This window comes from Luteimonas sp. RIT-PG2_3 (genome assembly GCF_054902115.1).
Window position 1 is genome coordinate 37,731 of the sequence record NZ_JBUBPF010000008.1, and the last position, 19,514, is coordinate 57,244.

Consider the following 19,514-nt stretch of genomic DNA (forward strand, 5'->3'; position numbering starts at 1 on the left):
TCCACTCATCTTCTTTCCAATAGCGGAATTCAGAAAGGAATTGCTCTCAGAACTTCACTTCGATCATCGAATGCGTTGTTCCACACGGAGGATAGACGATCTTCGAACACCGCTTTCGCATAGCGAATGGGCATTTGTGATTCTCTCGACCAGCCGAAAAAGGCCCTGAGCTTCTGTAGTGCTTCATCCATTGAATCCCCATGGTGAAGCAGCTGATTCAATCGTACTACCGCGCACGTATGACGAAGATCATGGGGTGTGACCGATTGTTTCCCACTTTGTTCCTTCAGCTCTCGGAGACTGGATGGTGGCAGGCCGGCGGATATTTTCAGGAACATCTTGGTCAAGGATTCAGTGGAAAGTGGACTATCCTGCTGTGTATTCAGCAGGAAAGCGTGCCCCGGCCTGCCTCGATAGTTTTCAACATAGCTTTGCACTAGCCGCGCGATCGCTTCGCTCACCGGCACTTGTCGGACAGAGTTGGCAGACTTGATGCTGGGCCTGGAATACCGCGGGTCATCGTCGTTATCGGAGTACGGGCTCGCTTGCACGTTCATCCAGCATCGAAACCTCTGCCGCCTTTCATCAAAGCCGTCCTTGATCACGTCTGCAGTTAGCAGCAGAAGCTCGCCGCGTCGAACTCCTTGATGGAGCATCAACACGAAGGAAATATAAGCAAGCCATCGCGTGTGCTGGCGTGCAAAGGGATTGGTAGCAGATGCCGGGTCTAGCATTTCGTAGAGCGCCTTAATCACGCTCGCCGGCAATGAACGAACCTGGCTCGGGTGGCGGCTCCTGCGGACGTGGAGCTGGCTATACAGGTGGGATAGCCGATGCAAGCGAGCTTCAATCTGTCGGAGACGGTCCGTCGGCAACGTTGACTTAGACAACCAGGTCACCACCGACGTGACAAATGCTAAGCCAGCTCTCCAGCGTGATTCGTCGGCCGGACCAACAGAAGGTTGATTGCGGATGGCTATGAACCAAGACTCTAAGATCTCGGCGAGCACGGCGTCGTTCAAGTGGCCCAAGGCGTCATCCAGCGCGTGGGCGCCAAACTGATGGTCCGCATGGACGTACAAACTCTCGATGTACCGAAGCTTCTTTACCTGGCTAGATGCTGCGAGGTCATGGTTGGACATCAACGCCCAGACGCTAGCCCAGTAACGAGGCAGCCTGTGGACATCGTCAACAAGTAAGGCGCCACGTAAAGAAGCTGGAACTTGGGGGTCCGTGAGCACATTGAGCAAAGGCTGGTTCCTGTTGAGGAAGCAACGCCATATGTACCATTTAACACAGACTCTGTTGCAGACAGAAGGCTCCAATCCGGCGCTTAGACGCAACACAACGAAAAGTACTAGATTTTCGCATAATGTCTATTATGTAAAGAAAGGCATGGGCAGGCGGCGCCAGCCCAGTCCATCACTCGGTGTCCTTCAAGCCCACTTTGTTTGCCCATCCCAAGCCAACGTCGGTCTCCAGACCCATCCCATCTACCCCCGCAACCCATCCACCCAGTCCGCGAACACACGGTTGGCTGCCATCGACAATGCCGGCCCATGTTCGGCGGCGTCGCGGCGGATCTGTTCGGGATCGATCCGGTGTTCGATCAAGGTTTGCGTGTGTGCGGTCAGCCAGCGCTCGATCCGGGTGTAATCGGCTTCCAAATGGCACTGCAAGCCAAGGATGCCGGGGCCGACGGAAAATACCTGGTTCGGGAATCCCGGCGTTTCGGCCAGTCGTTTTGCGCCTGCGGGAATCTCGAACTGGTAGCCGTGCCAGTGCAGCACCGGCACCGGTCCCAGGTGCCGCAGGCTGGAGGCGTGTCCGGCATCGGTTAGGGTCAGCGGACGGTAGCCGATCTCGCGCGTTCCGTTGCTGGTGACGTCGGCGCCCAACGCTTGTGCCATCAGTTGCGCGCCCAGGCAGATGCCGAGGGTCGGCTTGCCAAGCGCAAGGCGTTCCGCGATGGCGGCGCGTTCTTCGGTCAGGAAGACGGTCCTTGTGGTCTCCCGGATGCCGAGCGGCCCCCCGAGGGTCACCAGCAGGTCGGCGGCGATCACGGCCTCGGTGTCGAGGTGTTCGACGCCGGCAGTGACGTAATCGACGCGACAGCCGCGCTGGTCCAGCACGGGGGCTAGGAGGCCGAGGTCGTCGAGGGCGACGTGGCGGATGGCCAGGACGTTGCGGAGGGTCATGCGTGCGTCATGCCTGCAGTTCCGCTGCGTCGAGCCCGCGGGCGTCGCGTGCGAGTGCTTCCAGCACGGCGACCAGCGCCACGCGTGCCGTGTCATCGAGGGCTTTCAGCGGCAATGGCAGGCACGGGCGCTCGACGCGTCCCAGCAGTTCAGCGGCGGCGGCAACGACGCGCAGGCTGCCGCCATGCTGGTCGAACAAGGCCCAGAGCGGTTGCAGGCGCTGCGACAGTCGCGTGGCTTCGGCCGCGTGGCCCGTTTGCGCGGCCCGCGTGATGGCCAGTGCGGTGTTCGGGAACAAGCCGCCGATGACCGAGTACCAGGCCTCGCATCCGGCGTTGAGTCCACGGGCGGCAGAGGCATCGCCGCTGACGCCGATCGTGACCTTGGCCGGCACCTGTGCACGCAGGCGCTGGACGCGTGCCCTCGCCGCGTCCGGGTCTGCGGGGACGCCGGGGATCTTGATCGAGGCGACGTTCGGCAGTTGGGCGATGCGTCCATGCAGTTCGTCGCTGAACTCGAAGCGCGTGGTGCCGGGGTTGTCGTAGACGCACAACGGGATCGACAGGTGCCGGGTCACCTGTTCGTACAGGCCGAAGACCTCGTCTGGCGTGAGTGTCTGGTACGACACCGGCGCCAGCAGGACGCCGCTGGCCCCTGCCCGCTGCGCGTCTTCGGCCAGGGCCAGGACGTCGCGCGTGCGCAATGCGCCGATACCGACGATCACTGGGACATCGCCGGCGTGCATGACCGCAAGCCGCGCCACCCTCGCCCGCTCGGCATGATCGAGATAGGCGTAACTGCCGGTCGAGCCCAGGGCGCCGATGGAGTCGACGCCAGCCGCGGCGAGCCGCTGGACCAGGCCTGCGAATGCGGCCTCGTCGATGCCGTCTTCGTTCATCGGGGTCAGGGGAAAGGCGCTGAGGCCGGAGAACATGGCGGGAGGCTCCTTGTGGATCGCTTGATCGCCCGGATGGTGACACGGGGCGACGGCCATCGACAGTCTCCAGTTGCTGGCCGGCGCTGCGTGCGGGCGCTGGAGTCGTTTACGCTTGGCGCATGGAACTCAAATGGCTCGAAGACTTCATCAGCCTTGCGCGCAGCGGCAGTTTTTCGCGTTCGGCCACCGAGCGCCATGTCACCCAGCCCGCTTTCAGCCGCCGGATCCAGGCGCTCGAACTCTGGCTGGGCGTGGCGCTGATCGACCGCAGCGCCTACCCGACCCGGCTGACGCCGGCCGGCCGCCAGTTCCGCGAGGTCGCCGAGGAAACCGTGCGCCAGTTGCATGCGGTACGACAGGGCCTGCAGGACGGCACCGGGTCCGGCGCCGGCACGATCTCGGTCGCGGCGCTGCACAGCCCGGCCTTGACGTTCTTTCCGCGCTGGTTCGCGGCCATCCAGGCGCGGACCGCGGCACTGGGTTCGCTGGGTAGCCACCTGTTGCCGGACAACTTCCACAACTGCATGCAGGCCTTCGTCGAAGGCGGCCACGACTTCCTGTTGACCTTCCATCATCCGCGCGTGCCGATCGCGTTGGACCCGGCGCTGTATCCGGCCCTGGTCGTCGGCACCGATGCGCTGGTCGCGGTGCGGCGCGCCGACGCGGGCGGTGCGGCGGCGCCGATGCTGCGCTACGCGCCCGACTCCTACCTGGGGCAGCTGACGGCCTCCGTACGCACGCCGCCGGAACCGGCCTGCGATGGTCCGGTGCATGTCAACGAGAACGCGATGGCCGAGGCGCTGAAGTACATGGTGCTCGCAGGACATGGCCAAGCCTGGTTGCCGCGTAGCCTGATCGAACGCGAGCTCGACAATGGTGCGCTGGTCGCCGAGGACGCGTCGATCGCGCTGGAGATCCGGCTCTATCGCAATGGCGAACGGCGTCGTCCGGTGCTCGACCAGGTCTGGCAGGCGGCGCAGGACGAGCTGGCCGATGCCGGGGGGCAGGCCGGCGCCCATGCCGGTCGCGAATGACGCATTCGGATAAGGCATTGGACGCATCGCCGCATCGTGCCGAAGCTGGTCTCCCATCACGGAGACGACGATGCTCGGCGTACTGGGCGGCATGGGGCCGCAGGCCACCCTGGATTTTCTTGCGAAGCTGACGGCGGCGACGCCGGCCGAACGCGATCAGCAGCACCTGCCGATGATCGTCTGCTCGACGCCCGACATCCCCGATCGCAGCGATGCGATCCTGGGCCACGGTGCCGATCCGTTTCCTGCGATGCGTACCGCCTTGCGGCGACTGGAACGCGCCGGCGCGCGCCATGTCGCGATTCCCTGCAACACCGCGCACCACTGGCATGAACGCCTGCAGGCGACGACACGCCTGCCGATCCTGCATATTGTCGATGCGGTGCTGGAAAGCCCGGACCTGCAAGCCGCCCTGCTCGACCGTGCGGCGGGATCGCGCGATGCGCCGCTGGTGTTCGGCCTGCTGGCGACCACCGGCGCGGTCGCGGCCGAGATCTATCCACGACGCCTGTCGCTGCATGGCATCCCCTGCCTGGTGCCCTGCCCCGATGGCCAGGCCGAGGTCATGACGGCGATCCGCAACATCAAGGCCGGCGAACTGACGCAGGCACGCACGATGCTGCGCGCGCAGGCGATGGCCCTGCTCGATCGCGGCTGCACGCATGTGGTCATGGGCTGCACCGAAATCCCGTTGGCGCTCGATGCCATCGTCGATGCCTGGCGGCCGGCGCTGATCGATGCCACCCAGGCGCTGGTGCAGGCCTGCATCCGCCAGCATGCGCATGAAGTGCAGCGACGCAGGTCGCTGCGCAGGCCGACGCTGGCGGCCTGAGCACCAGGTTCAGGGCATCCGGCAACCACCGCTGTCTGGCGTCATCGCCAGCGCCCCCGCCCTCCCCTCAGCTGGCTTCCACGCGATCGCGGCCACCGGCCTTGGCGCGGTACAGCGCGGCATCGGTATCGCTGATCCATTCGCGCAGACCCGGATGATGGGCCGCAAGCTGGGTCACGCCGATGCTGGCGGTGCAGACCAGGCCGGGCTCGGCATCGAAGGTCATCTCGCGGATCGCGAAGTGGATGCGGCTGGCGATCAGCAGAGCGCCTTCGATCCGGGTGTTCATGAGTAACACCGCGAACTCGTCGCCACCGTAACGCGCAGGCACGTCGTCGTCGCGGACGATCGCGCGCAGGGCATCAGCGACCTGCTTCAGCACGAGGTCGCCCATGCCGTGGCCGTAGCGGTCGTTGATGCTCTTGAAATGGTCGATGTCGATCAGCAACAGCGACGCCGCGCTGCCGTCGCGCTGGAAATGCAGCAGTGCCCGGCGCGCGCGCGAATCGAAGTGGCGGCGGTTGGGCAGTTCGATGCCGGGATCGATCCGCGTCAACCGTTCCAGCTCGCGGTTCTGCGCGGCCATCTTGCTGGTCAGGCGATACATCGCGTGGCTCAGCGCGACGTTGTAGGCGAACAGGAACGGCAGGCTCAGCAACAGCGTGCGATACGAGAAGGCCGGATGCAGCGCGAAGCCCTGCACGGCCAGCACTGCGACGATGCTTCCGAGCAGGACGATGCTGGAACGACGCAGCAGCGGCCAGCCGCCGGCGGCCAGGCGATCGGCGGTCAGCACCGAGATCAGGATGGCCGACGGGATCACCGCCAACTGGATCACGCCGATCCAGGCGCCACCGAGGGCAGCGTCGATGACCAGGTTGCGGTGCTCGGCATGCACGCGGTCGCGCGAGCGCTGCGAGATCCAGCGGGCCAGGTGCGGCCACAGCAAGGCATTGAGGACCAGGCAGGCCCACTGCCAGCCGGGTGCGTTCTGCTCCCACAGCACCGAGCCGATCGGCAATGCGCACAGCGCCATGCCCAGCACGCGCATGCGGTGGATCCGACGGACGAACTGTCGGGCACGGACATGCGGCTGCTCGACGATGTCGGAGTCAATTGACATGGCGACGTCTTGATCGGTTCATTGGGCCCCGCGGCCAGTATGCCGGGATCTGCAAAGTCGTACAGCGTTTTCTGCGACGCAGGTCATGGACCAGGCGATGACCACGACGCATAAACCAGCGCCGGCTGCATTGCATGCTGCAACAGTGCGGCTGCCGTGACGCGACATGTCGTGAAGAGGCCTGGCGTAACAGGCCTGTCCTGAGAAGTATGCAAGGCGGACGTCCGCAGCGAACCGATGCCGGGCCATCGATGCCCCGGCGCACGGCTCCCGGGAAACACGATGCCCACAAACAACCAGGCCCGCTTGCGCGGGCCTGGATTGCTGGAAATTGGCGTCCCCACGGGGATTCGAACCCCGGTCGCCACCGTGAAAGGGTGATGTCCTAGGCCTCTAGACGATGGGGACGCACGATAAACCTGATTGTCGCTACCGACAGGCCTAATGCCGGTAGTGGTGGAGCCAGGCGGGATCGAACCGCCGACCTCCTGCATGCCATGCAGGCGCTCTCCCAGCTGAGCTATGGCCCCACGTGTTGGGAGCGCGAAATTCTAGGGGCGATCCTGCGAAGCGTCAACAGCTTCCTGCAATTATTTTCACATCGCCCGGATTCGTGTTCATCGATGGCGGCACGACCGGCGTCTTCCTGCGGTGTCCGCCGCGTGCCGCGACGGTCGTCACGTGTGGCGTGGCAACGCGCGACACAGACTTGCTTGCACGCCTCACGGCGTATGCCGACAGCGGACGGCGCCGAGTTCCGGTAGTTCCACAGATCCCAGCACAACGGGCTTTCCAGAGAATGGCGCCTTCCCGCCAATGGAGATCACGGGTGCCTTCTTTCCTGGAACAACTGCACAGCATGCGCGCCGACATCGGCGCGATCCGCACCACCGGCCTCGACGACGCCACGCTGCTGCGACTGGCGCCCGCGCATCCGGATCTGGTGGCTGCCGTCGACGCCGCCCATCGACTGCACGCGCAACTGCGGACGCAGGATCCCGCGCTGCTCGCACTCGATGAAGATGCGCAGGTGGCCGCGGCACAGGAAGGCCTGGTCAATTTCTATCCCGGCGATGCGGTCAATCCCTATGTCGCGCTGGCGGCACGCGGCCCGTGGATCGTCACGCTGAAGGGCGCGGTCATCCACGACTCCGGCGGTTACGGCATGCTCGGCTTCGGCCACACGCCGGGCCCGGTGCTCGAGGCGCTGGCGCAACCGCAGGCGATGGCGAACGTGATGACGCCCAACCTCGGCCAGCGACGGCTGACGACGCGGCTGCGTGAAGAGATCGGCCACCGGAATGGCCAGTCGCCTTATGGGCACTTCTTCTGCCTGAATTCGGGGTCGGAGTCGGTCACTCTCGCCTGCCGTATCGCCGACGTGCTGGCGCGCCAGCTGACCGATCCGGGCGGCCCGCATGCCGGTCGCACGATCAAGCGCCTGGCGGTCAAGGGCGCGTTCCATGGCCGCACCGAAGGCCCGGCCTACTTCTCCGATTCCTCGCGCGCGGGTTACCTGCGCCATCTTGCGAGCTACCGCGACGAGGACAGTCTGATCACCGTCGATCCCTACGATGTCGACCAGTTGCAGGCGGTGTTCGCGACCGCCGAGCGCGAGGGCTGGTGCATCCCGGCGATGTTCCTGGAGCCGGTCATGGGCGAAGGTGACCCCGGCCGCGCCCTGACCCGCGCGTTCTACGATGCTGCTCGCCGCCTGACCCGCGCCCACGGCGGCCTGCTGCTGGTCGACTCGATCCAGGCCGGCCTGCGCGCCCACGGCGTGCTGTCGTTCGTCGACTACCCGGACATGGCCGGTATCGACCCGCCGGACATGGAGACCTTCTCGAAGGCGCTCAACGCCGGCCAGTACCCGCTGTCGGTGCTGGCGGCCGGCGATCGCGCGTCCAGCCTGTACAAGCCTGGCGTCTATGGCAACACGATGACCAGCAACCCGCGTGCGACCGACGTCGCCTGCGCGGTGCTGGACATGCTGACGCCGCAGATCCGCGGCAACATCCGCGATCGCGGCCAGGAGTTCCTGGACAAGCTGCTGCGCCTGCACGCGGAGCTGCCGGAGTTGGTCACCGGCGTCCAGGGCACCGGGCTGCTGTTCTCGTGTGAACTTGCGCCATCCTTCCTGTGCTACGGCGCAGGCAGCACCGAAGAGTGGCTGCGCGAGCGCGGCATCGGCGTGATCCATGGCGGCACCAATTCTTTGCGCTTCACGCCGCACTTCGCGATCACCAGTGAGGAAGTCGACCTGGTCGTCGACGCGGTGCGCAGTGCGGTGCTGGAAGGGCCCAGGCGCGATTGAAGCCGGCGAGACTGAAGCCTGCGCGATTGAAGCCTGCGCGATTGAAGCCGGCGAGACTGGGGCCGGCGTCATTGAGGCTGGCCCCATGGGCAGGCGCCACCGGGGCGCGCCATGGCACGTCCTGCCTGGCCCCTGCGCGCACCGGCTGGGGCTCGACTGGCCATCCACCGGGGCGGGCGGCCGATCGCCGCCCCGCATAGGTAGTAACACGGTTGCTCCCGTGCCTGCCCCCTGCCTAGCATCCGGGGTTGACCACCAAGGATCTGCAGGCATGCCCGATACCCGCGTTGCACCCTCCCCGGCTCCGCGAGGGCCTGCCCCGCACGCGGCCCGGATGCGCGACCTGCGACAGTGGACCACAGGCCTGTTGCTGCTGCTGGCGCTGTGCGTGCCGATGCTGGCGATGGCGGCACCCAGTCTGGAGCAGGCGAGCCTGGAGCAGATCCGCAGCTATCCGTTCCCGGAAGAGCTGGTCGCGGCCAAGGGCAGCGACCGCGTGGTCTGGCTGGTCAACGATGCCGGCAAGCGCAACGTCTGGACTGCTTCCGCGCCCGACTACCAGCCGCGCCAGGTCACCCCGTACGTCGATGACGACGGCCAGGAGCTGACCAGCCTGCTGTTGTCCAACGACGGCTCGCGCATCGTCTACGTGCGTGGCGGCGAACATGGCGGCAACTGGAACGGTGGCGCCCCCGCCAACCCGACCTCGGTGCCCGGCGAGACCACGGTCGACATCTGGACCGTCGAGATCGATGGCCGCCAGCCCAGCGCCCCGCGCAAGCTTGCCAATGGCGACGACCCGGCGCTGTCTCCGGATGGTCGCCGCGTGGCCTACATCAAGGACAACGCGGCCTGGATCGTCGACACCAGCGGCCGCGGCGAAGGCAAGCGCCTGTTCTGGACCCGTGGTCGCGTCGGCAACCTGCAGTGGTCGCCCGACGGCAGCCGCCTGGCGTTCGTGACCTCGCGTGAAAGCCATTCGCTGATCGGCATCTATCGCGACGACAAGACCCCGCTGCTGTGGGTGTCCCCAGCCGCCGCCCGCGACGGCCAGCCGCGGTGGTCGCCCGATGGCCGCCAGCTGCTGTACGTGCGCAGTGCCGGCGACGGCGGTCCGCCGCGCGAGATGCTGCGCTTCCATCCGCGCGCGTGGTCGATCTGGGTCGCCAACGCCGACAACGGCGTCGCCAGCCAGCGCTGGGCCAGCGGCCGCACGCTGCGCGATTCGTACTACTGGGAGCAGCCGGAATGGGCGGCCGACGGCCGCATCGTGTTCCGCTCCTATGCCGACGGCTGGCAGCACCTGTACTCGCTGCCGGCTGACGGCGGTGCGCCGCTGCTGCTGACGCCCGGCAACTACATGGTCGAGAACTTCGCACTCAGTGCCGACGGCAAGCGCATCTTCTTCGACGCCAACACCGGCACCGATGTCGACGATATCGACCGCCGCCACCTGTTCGAGGTCGCCGTCGACCGTGCGCAGCCGCGCCCGCTGACGCCCGGCAAGGGACTGGAATGGTCGGCCAGGCAGACGCCGCGTGGCGACCTGCTGTTCTTCAGCTCGACCGGCACGCGTCCGCCGCAGCCTTCGCGCCTCGACGCCAGCGGCGCGATCAGCCTGCTGCCCGGCACCGCCGCTCCCGGCTATCCGGCCGACGCGCTGGTCACGCCGCGCCGCGTGACCTTCAAGTCGACCGATGGCCAGACCGTGCACGGGCAGTTGTTCGAGCCCAAGGCCGGCAGCTTCACCGGCAAGCGCCCGGCGGTGGTCTACGTCCACGGCGGCCCGCAGCGGCAGATGCTGCTGGGCTGGCACTACATGGGCTATTACTCCAACGACTACGCGGTCAACCAGTACCTGGCCAGCCGCGGCTACGTGGTGCTGTCGATCAACTACCGCCTCGGCCCGGGCTACGGCCACGGCTACCACTTCCCGGAAGCGGCCGGCGTGCGCGGCGCGTCCGAGTATCGCGACGTCAAGGCTGGCGGCCAGTACCTGCAGTCGCTTCCCGGCGTCGATGCCGGTCGCATCGGCATCTATGGCGGCTCCTATGGCGGCTACCTGACCGCGATGGCGCTGGCGCACGACTCCAAGCTGTTCAAGGTCGGCGTCGATGTGCACGGCGTGCACGACTGGGTGTCGGACGAGTACGGCAACCTGTTCAAGCGCGATCGTTTCGAAGTACCGGCCGATGCCGAGCGCGCGATGCAGGTCGGCTGGGAGTCGTCGCCGGTGTCGGCGATCAAGACCTGGACCTCGCCGGTGCTGTTCATCCATGGCGACGACGACCGCAACGTCATGGTCGGCCAGACCGTCGACCTGGTGCAGCGCCTGGAAGGTACCGGCGTGCACCAGGAGACCATGCTCCTGGTCGACGAGACCCACAGCATCCAGCGCTACGCCAATGTCATCCGCATGAACGCCGCGGTGGTGGAGTTCCTGCAGCGCTACCTCGAACCGAAGGCGCAGCCTTGATGCCTGCGCGCAGTCTCCTGCGCAACGTGCAGGCCGGCGCCTTGGCGCTGGCCTGCGGACTGGCCGCCACGGCATCGGCTGCGCCCGCCACGGCATCTCCGGGCGGCCTGGCCGATGTCCCGGGGGCGGCCATCGATGCGGTGTTCGCCGACTGGAACCACCCCGACAGCCCCGGCTGCGCGGTCTCGGTGCTGGACCACGGCAAGGTCGTCTACCAGCGCGGCTATGGCCAGGCCAGCCTCGAACTGGGCGTGCCGATCAGTCCCGACACGGTGTTCTACATCGCATCGACATCCAAGCAGTTCACCGCGCTGTCGATCGCGCTGCTGGCCCAGCAGGGCAAGCTGTCGCTGGATGACGACGTGCGCCGCTACGTGCCCGAGCTGCCCGACTACGGCAAGCCGATCACCGTCTCGCACCTGGTCCACCACACCAGCGGCCTGCGCGATTACCTCGGGCTGGCCGCACTGGCCGGCCATGATGTCGCCGACAGCCTGCCGCTGCAGCAGGCGCTGGACCTGATCACGGCGCAGAAGGCGCTGAACTATCCGGTCGGCAGCGAGTACCTCTACAGCAACTCCAACTACCTGCTGATGACGGTCATCGTCGAGCGCGTCAGCGGCATGAGCCTGCGCGCCTTCTCCGACCAGCACATTTTCAAGCCGCTGGGCATGCGCCATACGCAGTTCTACGACGATGCCACCCGCATCGTGCCAGGACGCACCATCGGCCATACCCGCAACGACGATGGCAGCTGGTCGCTGCTGCGCACCAGTTACGCGCTGGTCGGCGACGGCGGGCTGTTGACCAGCGTCAAGGACATGGAGGCCTGGGAGCGCAACTTCCTCGACAACCGCCTCGGCCTGGGCGGCCCTGCCCTGCTCGAACAGATCACCACGCCGGGCAAGCTCGACGACGGCAAGCCGATCGACTATGCCTTCGGCCTGATGGCGGGCAACTACCGTGGCCTGCCGACGGTGTCGCATGGCGGCTCGTTCCTGGCCTACAAGGCCGACATGCTGCGCTTCCCGCAGCAGCAGTTCGCCGTGCATGCGCTGTGCAACGCGCAGAGCGCCACGCCCGACCGCTATGTCCGCCGCATCGCCGATCTTTACCTGGCCGGGCTGTTCACCGCGCCGGTGCCGACACCGCCCGCACGTCGCAGCAGCGACAGCGAGGCCAAGCCCGAGCGCTCGACGCCCGCCCAGCGTGCCGCGCTGGTCGGCGACTACCGCAGCAGCGAGCTCGATGTGGTCTACAAGGTGCGGCTCAAGGACGGTCAGCTGACGTCCAGCGCCGGTTACCTGCCCGCCGAGACCTGGCGCCTGCTGGACGCCGACCATGCCCAGGTCGATGGCGCCAGCGTGCGCGTCACCCGCGATGCGCGTGGCCAGGTCGCCGGCTTCGTGCTCGACGCCGGACGCGTGCGTGGCCTGGCGTTCGAACGATTGCCCGACTGAAGCACCGCCCGAGCGAGCCGCACACCGCACCCGACGCTGCACCTGCAAGCAAGACCCAGCGCGGCGGCGTCCGTGAGGACGCCGTCTCCATCCCCGTCTCCGGAATCCACCGATGATCCTGCAACGTTCGTCCCTGCTGTGTACGGCACTGCTGACCGCCATCACCCTGGCCGCGTTGGTCGCGGTCACTCCGCAGGCATCGGCACAGGCCACCACCGCGCCCGTCGCGCCATCCGGCACCGCGACCGACATCATCGCCGGCCAACGCGTGGTGCTGCCGTCGCGCATCCTCGGCGAAGAGCGCGAGCTGCTGATCCACCTGCCCAAGGACTACGCCCAGTCCACGCAGCGCTATCCGGTGATCGTGCTGCTCGATGGCAACAACCACTTCCTGTACGCATCGGGCACGGTGGACTTCCTGTCACGCAACGGCCGCATGCCCGAGGCGATCCTGGTCGCGGTGCCGACGATGCACAAGCGCTCGCGCGACCTGTCGATGCCGCTGGTCAAGGACAAGGAGCAGATCGCCAAGCGCGACGCGCACGACCCGCCGGGTGGCTCGGCCGAATTCCTGGCGTTCCTCGCCGACGAGTTGCTGCCGTGGGTCGACCGCGAGTACCGCACCCAGCCGTACCGCATCCTCAGCGGCCACTCGCTGGGCGGACTTTTCAGCTTCTATGCCCTGCTCGAACGGCCGGACGCCTTCAACGCCTACATCGCGGTCAGCCCGTCGCTGTGGTGGGATGGCCGGCGCTGGGTCGAGCAGTCCAAGGAGCGCCTGGCCGCCCTGCCCGGCAAGCATTTCCTGTACTTCTCCTGGGGCGACGACGAGGAATCGATCCGCGACTCCAGCCAGGAGCTGGTCGACTGGATGCGCAAGCAGCCGCTGCCGTCGCTGGAATGGGTGTCGCGCTACTACCCCGGCGACGACCATGGCACGACGCCGCTGCGCACGTTCTATGACGGTCTGGAGAAGCTCTACGCGCCCTGGCAGCTGCAGGTGCACGATCCCGAGAAGCGGCCGCTGGCGGAACTGGAGGCGCTGGCGGCCAATCACTCGGCGATGCTCAGCGAACGCTACGGCTATCCGATCCCGCCTAGCGCCGATACCGAGTACGCCCTGGTCGACTGGCTGGTCGAACACAAGCGCTACGACGAAGCCCTGGTGCGCGCGAAGGCCTTGCAGGCTGCCCATCCCGAGTCGCGCGACGTCAACGGCCAGATCTCGCAGATCCTCGAAAAGCAGGGCGATGCCGCGGGTGCCCTCGCGGCGTATCGCCTGTCGTTGCCGGAGAGCAGCGAGTACGGCGATGTCTGGCATGTGAAGCATCGCCTGGAGACGCTGGAGAAAGCGGCCGCGAAGGCGGCGCGGAAGCGTTGAGGTTGGATCGAGGTATCGGGGACGCCGGGTCGAGACCCGGTCTACCCGATGATCGACCGTAGGGCGGGTCTTGACCCGCCGCATCGCGCGACCGGGATGTTCGTGGGCGACTGATCGCGTGCTTCTGAAGAAATGCGAATGCGCCGTGCATGGCTTGATCGCGCCCATGGGCGCTCCCACGGGGCAATGAGCCGGGTCTTGACCCGGCTGCCGCTCAGTCCCGGTCGAGCGTCAGCAGGTCGTTGCGTTCGCGGGTGTCGCCGAGCAGGTGCTGGGCGAAGTAGACCCAGCGCGAGCGTTCGAAATAGCCCTGGCGGTCGGCCAGGTCGTGGTCGCGGCCGGGAATCAGCAGGAAATCGTAGCGCTTGCCGGCATTGACCAGCGCGTCGGCCAACCGCACCGAATGCGCGAACTGCACGTCCTTGTCGAGGTCGGAGTGCACCAGCAGCAGCCGGCCCTTCAGGTTGCCGGCCAGTGCGGCATTGCTCGGGATCGGCACATCGAGCCCGTAGTAGTGCTCGGTCGAGCTCCACTCGTAGAGGTTGTTGTCGTGGTTGCCGGCGCCAGAGACGCAGACGCGATACAGCTCCGGATAGGTCAGGAACAACGACACCGACATCAGCCCGCCACCGGAGTAACCGGTGACGCCGACCCGCGACAGGTCCATCCAGGGCCGGCTTGCGGCGAGCTGTTCGAGGCTGGCGCGGCTGTCGGCCAGTGGGTAGTCGCGCATGTTGCCGTGACCGTGCACGAGGTAGGCCTTGTCGCGCACGCCCTGCGCCTGCCCGCGGGTCGCGCTGGTGACGACGATGAAGCCCAACTGCGCCAGCGCCTGCATCGGCGACGCGGCCTCGAAGCGGACCGGGATGGAACCGGCACTGCTCGAGTTGGGCATGACCCATGCGATGACCGGATAGCGGCGCGTGGGATCGAAGTCGAAGGGCTTCCAGATACCGCCATGCAGGACGGTCTTGCCGTCGGCGGCCAGCGTTTCGACGCTCTCCGGCGGCTGCCAGCCGGCAGCGCGCAACGGCACGATGTCGAGCCGTTGCAGTTCGGCGACCTGCTTGCCTTCGCGGTCGCGCAGGACCGAGGTCGTCGGCAGGTCGGGGCGCGAGTGGGTATCGATCAGCCAGCGTCCATCGGGCGACAGGCTGCTGGCATGGTCGGCATCCTCGGGCGTCAGCCGCTCGATGCGACCGCCGGCCAGCGCGACGCGGTAGCTCTGCGCGTAATGGCGATGCACGCCGGGTTCGCGCCCGTAGCCGCTGACGTAGAGCCAGCCGCCGTCCTCGTCGATGCCGAGGATCTGCGCGATGTTGAACGCGCCTTCGGTGACCGCGCCGACCAGCGTGCCGTCCGCGTCGTAGCGGTACAGGTGGTTCCAGCCGCTGCGATCGGACAGCCACAGGACACTGCCATCCGACAGCACGCGGAACGTCGGCGCACGCAGCGTGAAGTACGGCGTACCGCGTTCGTGCAGCAGCACCCTGGTCTTGCCGGTGGCGGCATCGGCGACGACCAGTTCGACCTCGCCGTAGCCGCGCGACATCCTCGCGAAGTAGAGCTTGTCGCGGCTGCCGCCAGCACTGATACCGCCACCGGCGTTGCCGATGTCGGTCGAACCGATGAACTGTCCCGGCCAGCGTTCGCTGTCCACGCGCACCAGCGACTCGCTGTCGAGGTCGCCGATCCACAGCTCGGTGACCGGCAGGTCCGCTTCGCCGGGCATGGCATAGCGCATCTCGCGCAGCGTTGGCCGTGGCGTGGTGCCGGTATCGACCAGCCAGGAGGCGCCGACCTTGCGGTTGTCGCCACGCTCGACCCAGAAGCGACGCCCGCCTTCGAACCAGCCCAGCCGCCAGCCCAGCGGCGTCTGCGTGTCGGTGATGCCTCCCTCGCGACCGAAACTGCGCCACGGCGCGGCATCGTCGGACAGGGCCTTCAGCGTGCCGTCGGCGCGCTGCAGCCAGAGATTGCGGTCGCGCACGCCCAGCCATCCGCCGCCGGCGATCGCGACTGCCTCGTCGAGTTGCGGGCGCGCGGCCGTTGCCTGCCGGGTGGCCTTCGACTGTCCCGGCTGCCATTGCCAACGCTGGTCGCCGATCCTGAAGCGCAGGCGGCCATCGGCCTCGACGCCGTCGATCTTCAGGTCTTGCGCGTTGCCGGCTGTAGCGGTGTTGCGACCCGCGCCCCCGCCCTCGCCTGCGCCGGCACGCGCCACCGCGAGCAGTCGGTCGCCGGTGTACGCGTTGCGGGTGCCGGTGGTGGCGTCGCCGATCACCACGCGCAGTCCGCTGCGGTCGCGCTGCTGGAACCAGTAGCGGCTGCCGTCGATCCACCGCGGCGCCGCCAGCGCGACGCTGTAGCGGCGGTCGAACGCGTCATCGCGACGATCGTCGATGCCGGCATCGCCATGCAGCCGCTTCGCGACCTGCTTGGGCGTGAACGCCTCGGCAGCCGCATAGTCCGCGCGTTCGGCCATCGCCAGAGATGGCAGCAGAGCCGCCAGCAGCACCAGGCCACGCGCCACCAACGCATGCAGGGTGGCCTGCGGACGACGGCGCGCATGGTGGGTGCGGGGCGCGGGCAAAGTGTTCATGCGGGGACTCGGTCGATGGGGCGGATATTCGATGGTGCCGACGTCGACCACCGCGCCGGGGTGCGGGATGCGGCGGCGGAGGTGTGGGTATCGCGGGTCGCACTGCTTGCGTCGCTCGCGTCGGTCGCGGTGTGCGAGACAGTCGAACGCGCGGCTCCAAAATGCAGAATGCCCCGGACCGCGTCAACGGTCCGGGGCATCGGGGCGACGATCAGAACTTCACTTTCAATCCGACGTAGGCATAACGGCCACGATAGTCGGCGATGTAGCGGTCCCAGCCATCGGAGCTGGAGGCCACGAACGGCAGGTCGGCGTCGAACAGGTTCTCGATGCCGACGTAGACGCTGGTGCCCTTGAACAGGCTCTGCGACGACGACTCGTCACGCCCGAACGTGTAGCTGGCCTGCAGGTCGACGGTGGTATACGAGGACACCCGGCGCGACAGCACGTTGGGGATGATGTCGCGATAGCCATCGCTGTAGTTGACGCTGGTCGATGCGTCCCAGGCGCCACGCGTCCACTGCGCGCCGGTGACCACGCGCAGCTTCGGTACCGGTCCGACCGCACCGCTCCACAGGTCCAGATAGTCGTTGCTGACGCCGTTGGCGCTGTCTTCGAACTTGGTCAGGTAGGTGCCGTTGACGTCGAAGGTGAAGTCGCCCAGGCGCTCGGTCGGCAGCTGGTAGCTGGCGCCGACGTCGATGCCGGAGACCTCGCGGGTGCCGCCGTTGTCCAGGCGCAGGTCGAGCGTGGGATACAGCGTGACCGGGTCGCGGGTGATCGAGCCAGCGGTGCCGGTGCCGTACAGCAGCGCCTGGCCGTCGGGGCTCAGGATCAGGTCGGTCAGCTTGAGCTTCCACCAGTCCAGCGTGAACACCAGCCGCTGCGAGGCGTCGGGACGGAAGATCACGCCGACGTTGACGGTCTCGCCCTTCTCCGGCTGCAGGTCGAGGCTGCCGCCGGTGATGCGGTCGACCGGGAAAAAACCGCCCTCGCCGTTCGGGCCGCGCGGTGCCGGGTCATAGAAGAAGCCACCCGGCTCGGTGCTGTACGTGACAGGCGCATTGAGGTCCGACAGGCTCGGTGCCTTGAACGATTCGGCGTACGAGGCGCGCAGCACGACCTTCTCGTCGAGCAGGCCGACGCGGGCCGAGAACTGGCCGACCGTGGATGAGCCGTAGTCGCTGTACTTCTCCCGGCGGACTGCACCGGTGATTTCGGCGGTCTGGAAGAACGCCGGCTCCATGCCCGCGTCATACAGCGGCACGCGCACTTCGCCGAAGTAGGCGGTGACGTCGCGGTTGCGCGAGGTCGGCGTGCCGCCATTGCCCAGCCACCAGTAGTTGGCCTGCTGCCAGGCCGCGTCCGGATCGTACGACGTCTCGACGTAACGGCGCTCGGCGCCGACCGCGAAGAACGCAGTGCCGGCCGACCAGTCGAACAGTTCGCCGTCGACCTTGGCATCGAGCGTGCGGACCTTGTTGCGACGGGTGTAGCGGCTGGTCGGGCTGATGCCAGCCAGCTGTTCGGCGCTGTTGCCCCAGTAGCTGAAGGGATTGAAGGCGGTCAGGTCCGTACGCGCGGCGGCTGCGGCGGCCAGGTTGACGTCGATGTCGTTGCGGTAACGCTCGCGCACGGTCTTCTGGTAACCGGACACGCCGATCTCGTAGTTGTAGCGACCGAGTGCACCCTTGAAGCCCGCGGTGCCCTGCAGGTTGGTGGTCTTGAAGTCTTCGGTGATCAGGCCGTGCTCGTCGATGCCGAACAGGTACCACACGCGCACGGCTTCACCGAACGGGTTGTACGGGTTGTTGGCCGGCACGTTGACGTCGACCATGGCCTGCGAGGCCAGGAACTCCTGGTTGCGGTGGTCGACATAGCCGCGGGTGAAGAAGATCAGCTTGTCTTCGATGAACTCGTAGCTCGCCGACCAATGGCCGGACAGGCGGTCGAAGGCCGGCGACGTGCCGTACTCGTTGGTCGAATAGGCCTGGGCGTCACGGTTGAACGGAACGAAGTCGTTGATGTTGGTGCTCGACTGGCCGGGCCCGAAGCGGGTGATGTCCAGCGACAGCGGGCTGCCGGGCGCGGAACTGCGCACGATCTGGTGCGGCGTGGAGACGCGGCCGCTGCGGCGATCGAGGCCACCGAAACGACGATAGTCGCGGCTGGCGGTCAGTTCGCGATCGAACTTGTTGATGTCCTCGCGGCGCTGGTAGGACAGGCTGCCGGTCAGGCTGAACTTGTCCTGTTTCAGGCCGAACAGTGCAGCGGTGCGCACGAACTGCTGGTCCTGGCGCGTGGTATCGCCGTAGGAGCTGTGGATCTCCAGGCCCTGGTAATTGTCCTTGAGGCGGATGTTGACCACGCCGGCGATCGCATCGGAACCATAGATCGACGAGGCGCCGCCCTTCAGGATTTCGATGCTCTTGATCGCCTCGGCCGGGATCGCACCGATGTCGGGCACGTCCTCGCCGCCGAAGCGACGGCCGTCGACCAGGACCAGCGTGTACGACGAACCGACGCCGCGCAGGTTGATCGAGCTGTTGCCGCCGCCGTACTCGTCGGTCTGCGGGGATTCCGACTGTCCGGTGTTGATCGGCAGCTTGCGCAGGAAATCGCCGACCGACTCGCCGGGCGTGCGCGCGAACTGCTCTTCGCTGATGAACTGGATCGGCTGCGACATCGTGTCGACCGATGCCGCGGTGACCTTGATCGAGCTGCCGACGACGGTGATGGTGTCGAGATTGACCGCATCGGACTTGCGGGCCTCGCTGGTCGGTGAGGCGGGCGGAGCCTGGGTCGCGTCCTGCCCTGCCGCGTGCAGCGCGGGGGCACAGGCAAACAGCATGGCGGCGATGGCCAGGGGCCGCAGCTTGGGTGTTGCAGTACAACGGTTGCCAGAAATCAGGTACATGACTGAATAACCCCTCGAAATCGCTGCGTGGAAGAACCGGCATCGATTCTTGCGGGGCCACACCGCAGCCGCATCGCGTGGAGCACGGATCTTGGCTTGCGTGAGCCTACTGAAATACGGGCCTGGCGGCCCGGGCAGGCGCTTCGGGCCGGCGGGCAGACCAGGTCGGGCGATGGCGCCGACGGCCTGGAGGCGTGCTGCCCCGGCAAGGAGGCCCGGCAACCGATCCCGGCGAGGGCG

General features: G+C 66.9%; 12 protein-coding genes and 2 tRNA genes. 6 read left to right on the forward strand and 8 right to left on the reverse strand.

Annotated elements, in window-relative coordinates; genetic code table 11:
- Window positions 1-29: 29 nt before the first annotated feature.
- The 3 genes from ACYX7E_RS13220 to ACYX7E_RS13230 form a co-directional block, all read right to left on the reverse strand.
- Window positions 30-1,142: a tyrosine-type recombinase/integrase gene (locus tag ACYX7E_RS13220; RefSeq protein WP_462081052.1), complete on the reverse strand. Its 1,113-nt coding sequence runs from the start codon at window positions 1,140-1,142 to the stop codon at window positions 30-32.
- A 351-nt stretch (window positions 1,143-1,493) separates the two neighbouring features.
- On the reverse strand, window positions 1,494-2,198 hold the full coding sequence (locus ACYX7E_RS13225) for a glutamine amidotransferase (protein ID WP_462081053.1): 705 nt from the start codon (window positions 2,196-2,198) through the stop codon (window positions 1,494-1,496).
- A 7-nt stretch (window positions 2,199-2,205) separates the two neighbouring features.
- On the reverse strand, window positions 2,206-3,132 hold the full coding sequence (locus tag ACYX7E_RS13230; protein ID WP_462081054.1) for a dihydrodipicolinate synthase family protein: 927 nt from the start codon (window positions 3,130-3,132) through the stop codon (window positions 2,206-2,208).
- Between the two features lie 122 nt (window positions 3,133-3,254).
- On the opposite strand from ACYX7E_RS13230, the gene ACYX7E_RS13235 reads away from it, so the two are divergent.
- On the forward strand, window positions 3,255-4,169 hold the full coding sequence (locus tag ACYX7E_RS13235) for a LysR family transcriptional regulator (protein WP_462081055.1): 915 nt from the start codon (window positions 3,255-3,257) through the stop codon (window positions 4,167-4,169).
- Window positions 4,170-4,239: 70 nt separating this feature from the next.
- A complete protein-coding gene (gene cuyB, locus ACYX7E_RS13240) occupies window positions 4,240-5,001 on the forward strand; it encodes a cysteate racemase (protein WP_462081056.1) in 762 nt (253 codons plus the stop codon).
- A 67-nt stretch (window positions 5,002-5,068) separates the two neighbouring features.
- Here the strand turns inward: cuyB and ACYX7E_RS13245 are convergent, their stop codons facing one another.
- From ACYX7E_RS13245 to ACYX7E_RS13255, 3 genes are all read right to left on the reverse strand, one after another.
- A complete protein-coding gene (locus ACYX7E_RS13245; RefSeq protein ID WP_462081057.1) occupies window positions 5,069-6,124 on the reverse strand; it encodes a diguanylate cyclase in 1,056 nt (351 codons plus the stop codon).
- 332 nt (window positions 6,125-6,456) lie between these two features.
- A tRNA-Glu gene (locus ACYX7E_RS13250) sits at window positions 6,457-6,532 on the reverse strand.
- A gap of 46 nt (window positions 6,533-6,578) precedes the next feature.
- Window positions 6,579-6,654: transfer RNA gene (locus ACYX7E_RS13255), tRNA-Ala, on the reverse strand.
- A 299-nt stretch (window positions 6,655-6,953) separates the two neighbouring features.
- Between ACYX7E_RS13255 and ACYX7E_RS13260 the strand changes: the two genes are divergently transcribed.
- From ACYX7E_RS13260 to ACYX7E_RS13275, 4 genes are all read left to right on the forward strand, one after another.
- Window positions 6,954-8,438, forward strand: coding sequence for an aminotransferase class III-fold pyridoxal phosphate-dependent enzyme (locus ACYX7E_RS13260; RefSeq protein WP_462081058.1), 1,485 nt, complete (start codon window positions 6,954-6,956; stop codon window positions 8,436-8,438).
- A 334-nt stretch (window positions 8,439-8,772) separates the two neighbouring features.
- Window positions 8,773-10,914, forward strand: coding sequence for a S9 family peptidase (locus ACYX7E_RS13265; RefSeq protein ID WP_462081059.1), 2,142 nt, complete (start codon window positions 8,773-8,775; stop codon window positions 10,912-10,914).
- Window positions 10,914-12,374, forward strand: a complete 1,461-nt coding sequence (locus tag ACYX7E_RS13270; protein ID WP_462081060.1) for a serine hydrolase domain-containing protein — start codon at window positions 10,914-10,916, stop codon at window positions 12,372-12,374. Before ACYX7E_RS13265 ends, ACYX7E_RS13270 begins: the two co-directional genes overlap by 1 nt.
- 112 nt (window positions 12,375-12,486) lie before the next feature.
- Window positions 12,487-13,755: an alpha/beta hydrolase-fold protein gene (locus ACYX7E_RS13275; RefSeq protein WP_462081061.1), complete on the forward strand. Its 1,269-nt coding sequence runs from the start codon at window positions 12,487-12,489 to the stop codon at window positions 13,753-13,755.
- Window positions 13,756-13,969: 214 nt separating this feature from the next.
- Here the strand turns inward: ACYX7E_RS13275 and ACYX7E_RS13280 are convergent, their stop codons facing one another.
- A complete protein-coding gene (locus ACYX7E_RS13280; RefSeq protein WP_462081062.1) occupies window positions 13,970-16,357 on the reverse strand; it encodes a S9 family peptidase in 2,388 nt (795 codons plus the stop codon).
- Between the two features lie 211 nt (window positions 16,358-16,568).
- Window positions 16,569-19,208 carry a TonB-dependent receptor domain-containing protein gene (locus tag ACYX7E_RS13285; RefSeq protein WP_462081063.1) on the reverse strand — a complete coding sequence of 880 codons (2,640 nt, stop codon included), beginning with the start codon at window positions 19,206-19,208 and terminating at the stop codon, window positions 16,569-16,571.
- Window positions 19,209-19,514: the final 306 nt, after the last annotated feature.

Excerpts from the sequence above, each read along its gene's own strand:
- ACYX7E_RS13275 (WP_462081061.1), top strand. The coding sequence starts at position 12,487 with ATGATCCTGCAACGTTCGTCCCTGCTGTGTACGGCACTGCTGACCGCC.
- ACYX7E_RS13245 (WP_462081057.1), bottom strand. The coding sequence starts at position 6,124 with ATGTCAATTGACTCCGACATCGTCGAGCAGCCGCATGTCCGTGCCCGA.
- ACYX7E_RS13285 (WP_462081063.1), bottom strand. The coding sequence starts at position 19,208 with ATGCTGTTTGCCTGTGCCCCCGCGCTGCACGCGGCAGGGCAGGACGCG.
- ACYX7E_RS13235 (WP_462081055.1), top strand. The coding sequence starts at position 3,255 with ATGGAACTCAAATGGCTCGAAGACTTCATCAGCCTTGCGCGCAGCGGC.
- ACYX7E_RS13270 (WP_462081060.1), top strand. The coding sequence starts at position 10,914 with ATGCCTGCGCGCAGTCTCCTGCGCAACGTGCAGGCCGGCGCCTTGGCG.
- ACYX7E_RS13225 (WP_462081053.1), bottom strand. The coding sequence starts at position 2,198 with ATGACCCTCCGCAACGTCCTGGCCATCCGCCACGTCGCCCTCGACGAC.
- ACYX7E_RS13280 (WP_462081062.1), bottom strand. The coding sequence starts at position 16,357 with ATGAACACTTTGCCCGCGCCCCGCACCCACCATGCGCGCCGTCGTCCG.
- ACYX7E_RS13230 (WP_462081054.1), bottom strand. The coding sequence starts at position 3,132 with ATGTTCTCCGGCCTCAGCGCCTTTCCCCTGACCCCGATGAACGAAGAC.
- cuyB (WP_462081056.1), top strand. The coding sequence starts at position 4,240 with ATGCTCGGCGTACTGGGCGGCATGGGGCCGCAGGCCACCCTGGATTTT.
- ACYX7E_RS13265 (WP_462081059.1), top strand. The coding sequence starts at position 8,773 with ATGCGCGACCTGCGACAGTGGACCACAGGCCTGTTGCTGCTGCTGGCG.
- ACYX7E_RS13220 (WP_462081052.1), bottom strand. The coding sequence starts at position 1,142 with ATGTCCAACCATGACCTCGCAGCATCTAGCCAGGTAAAGAAGCTTCGG.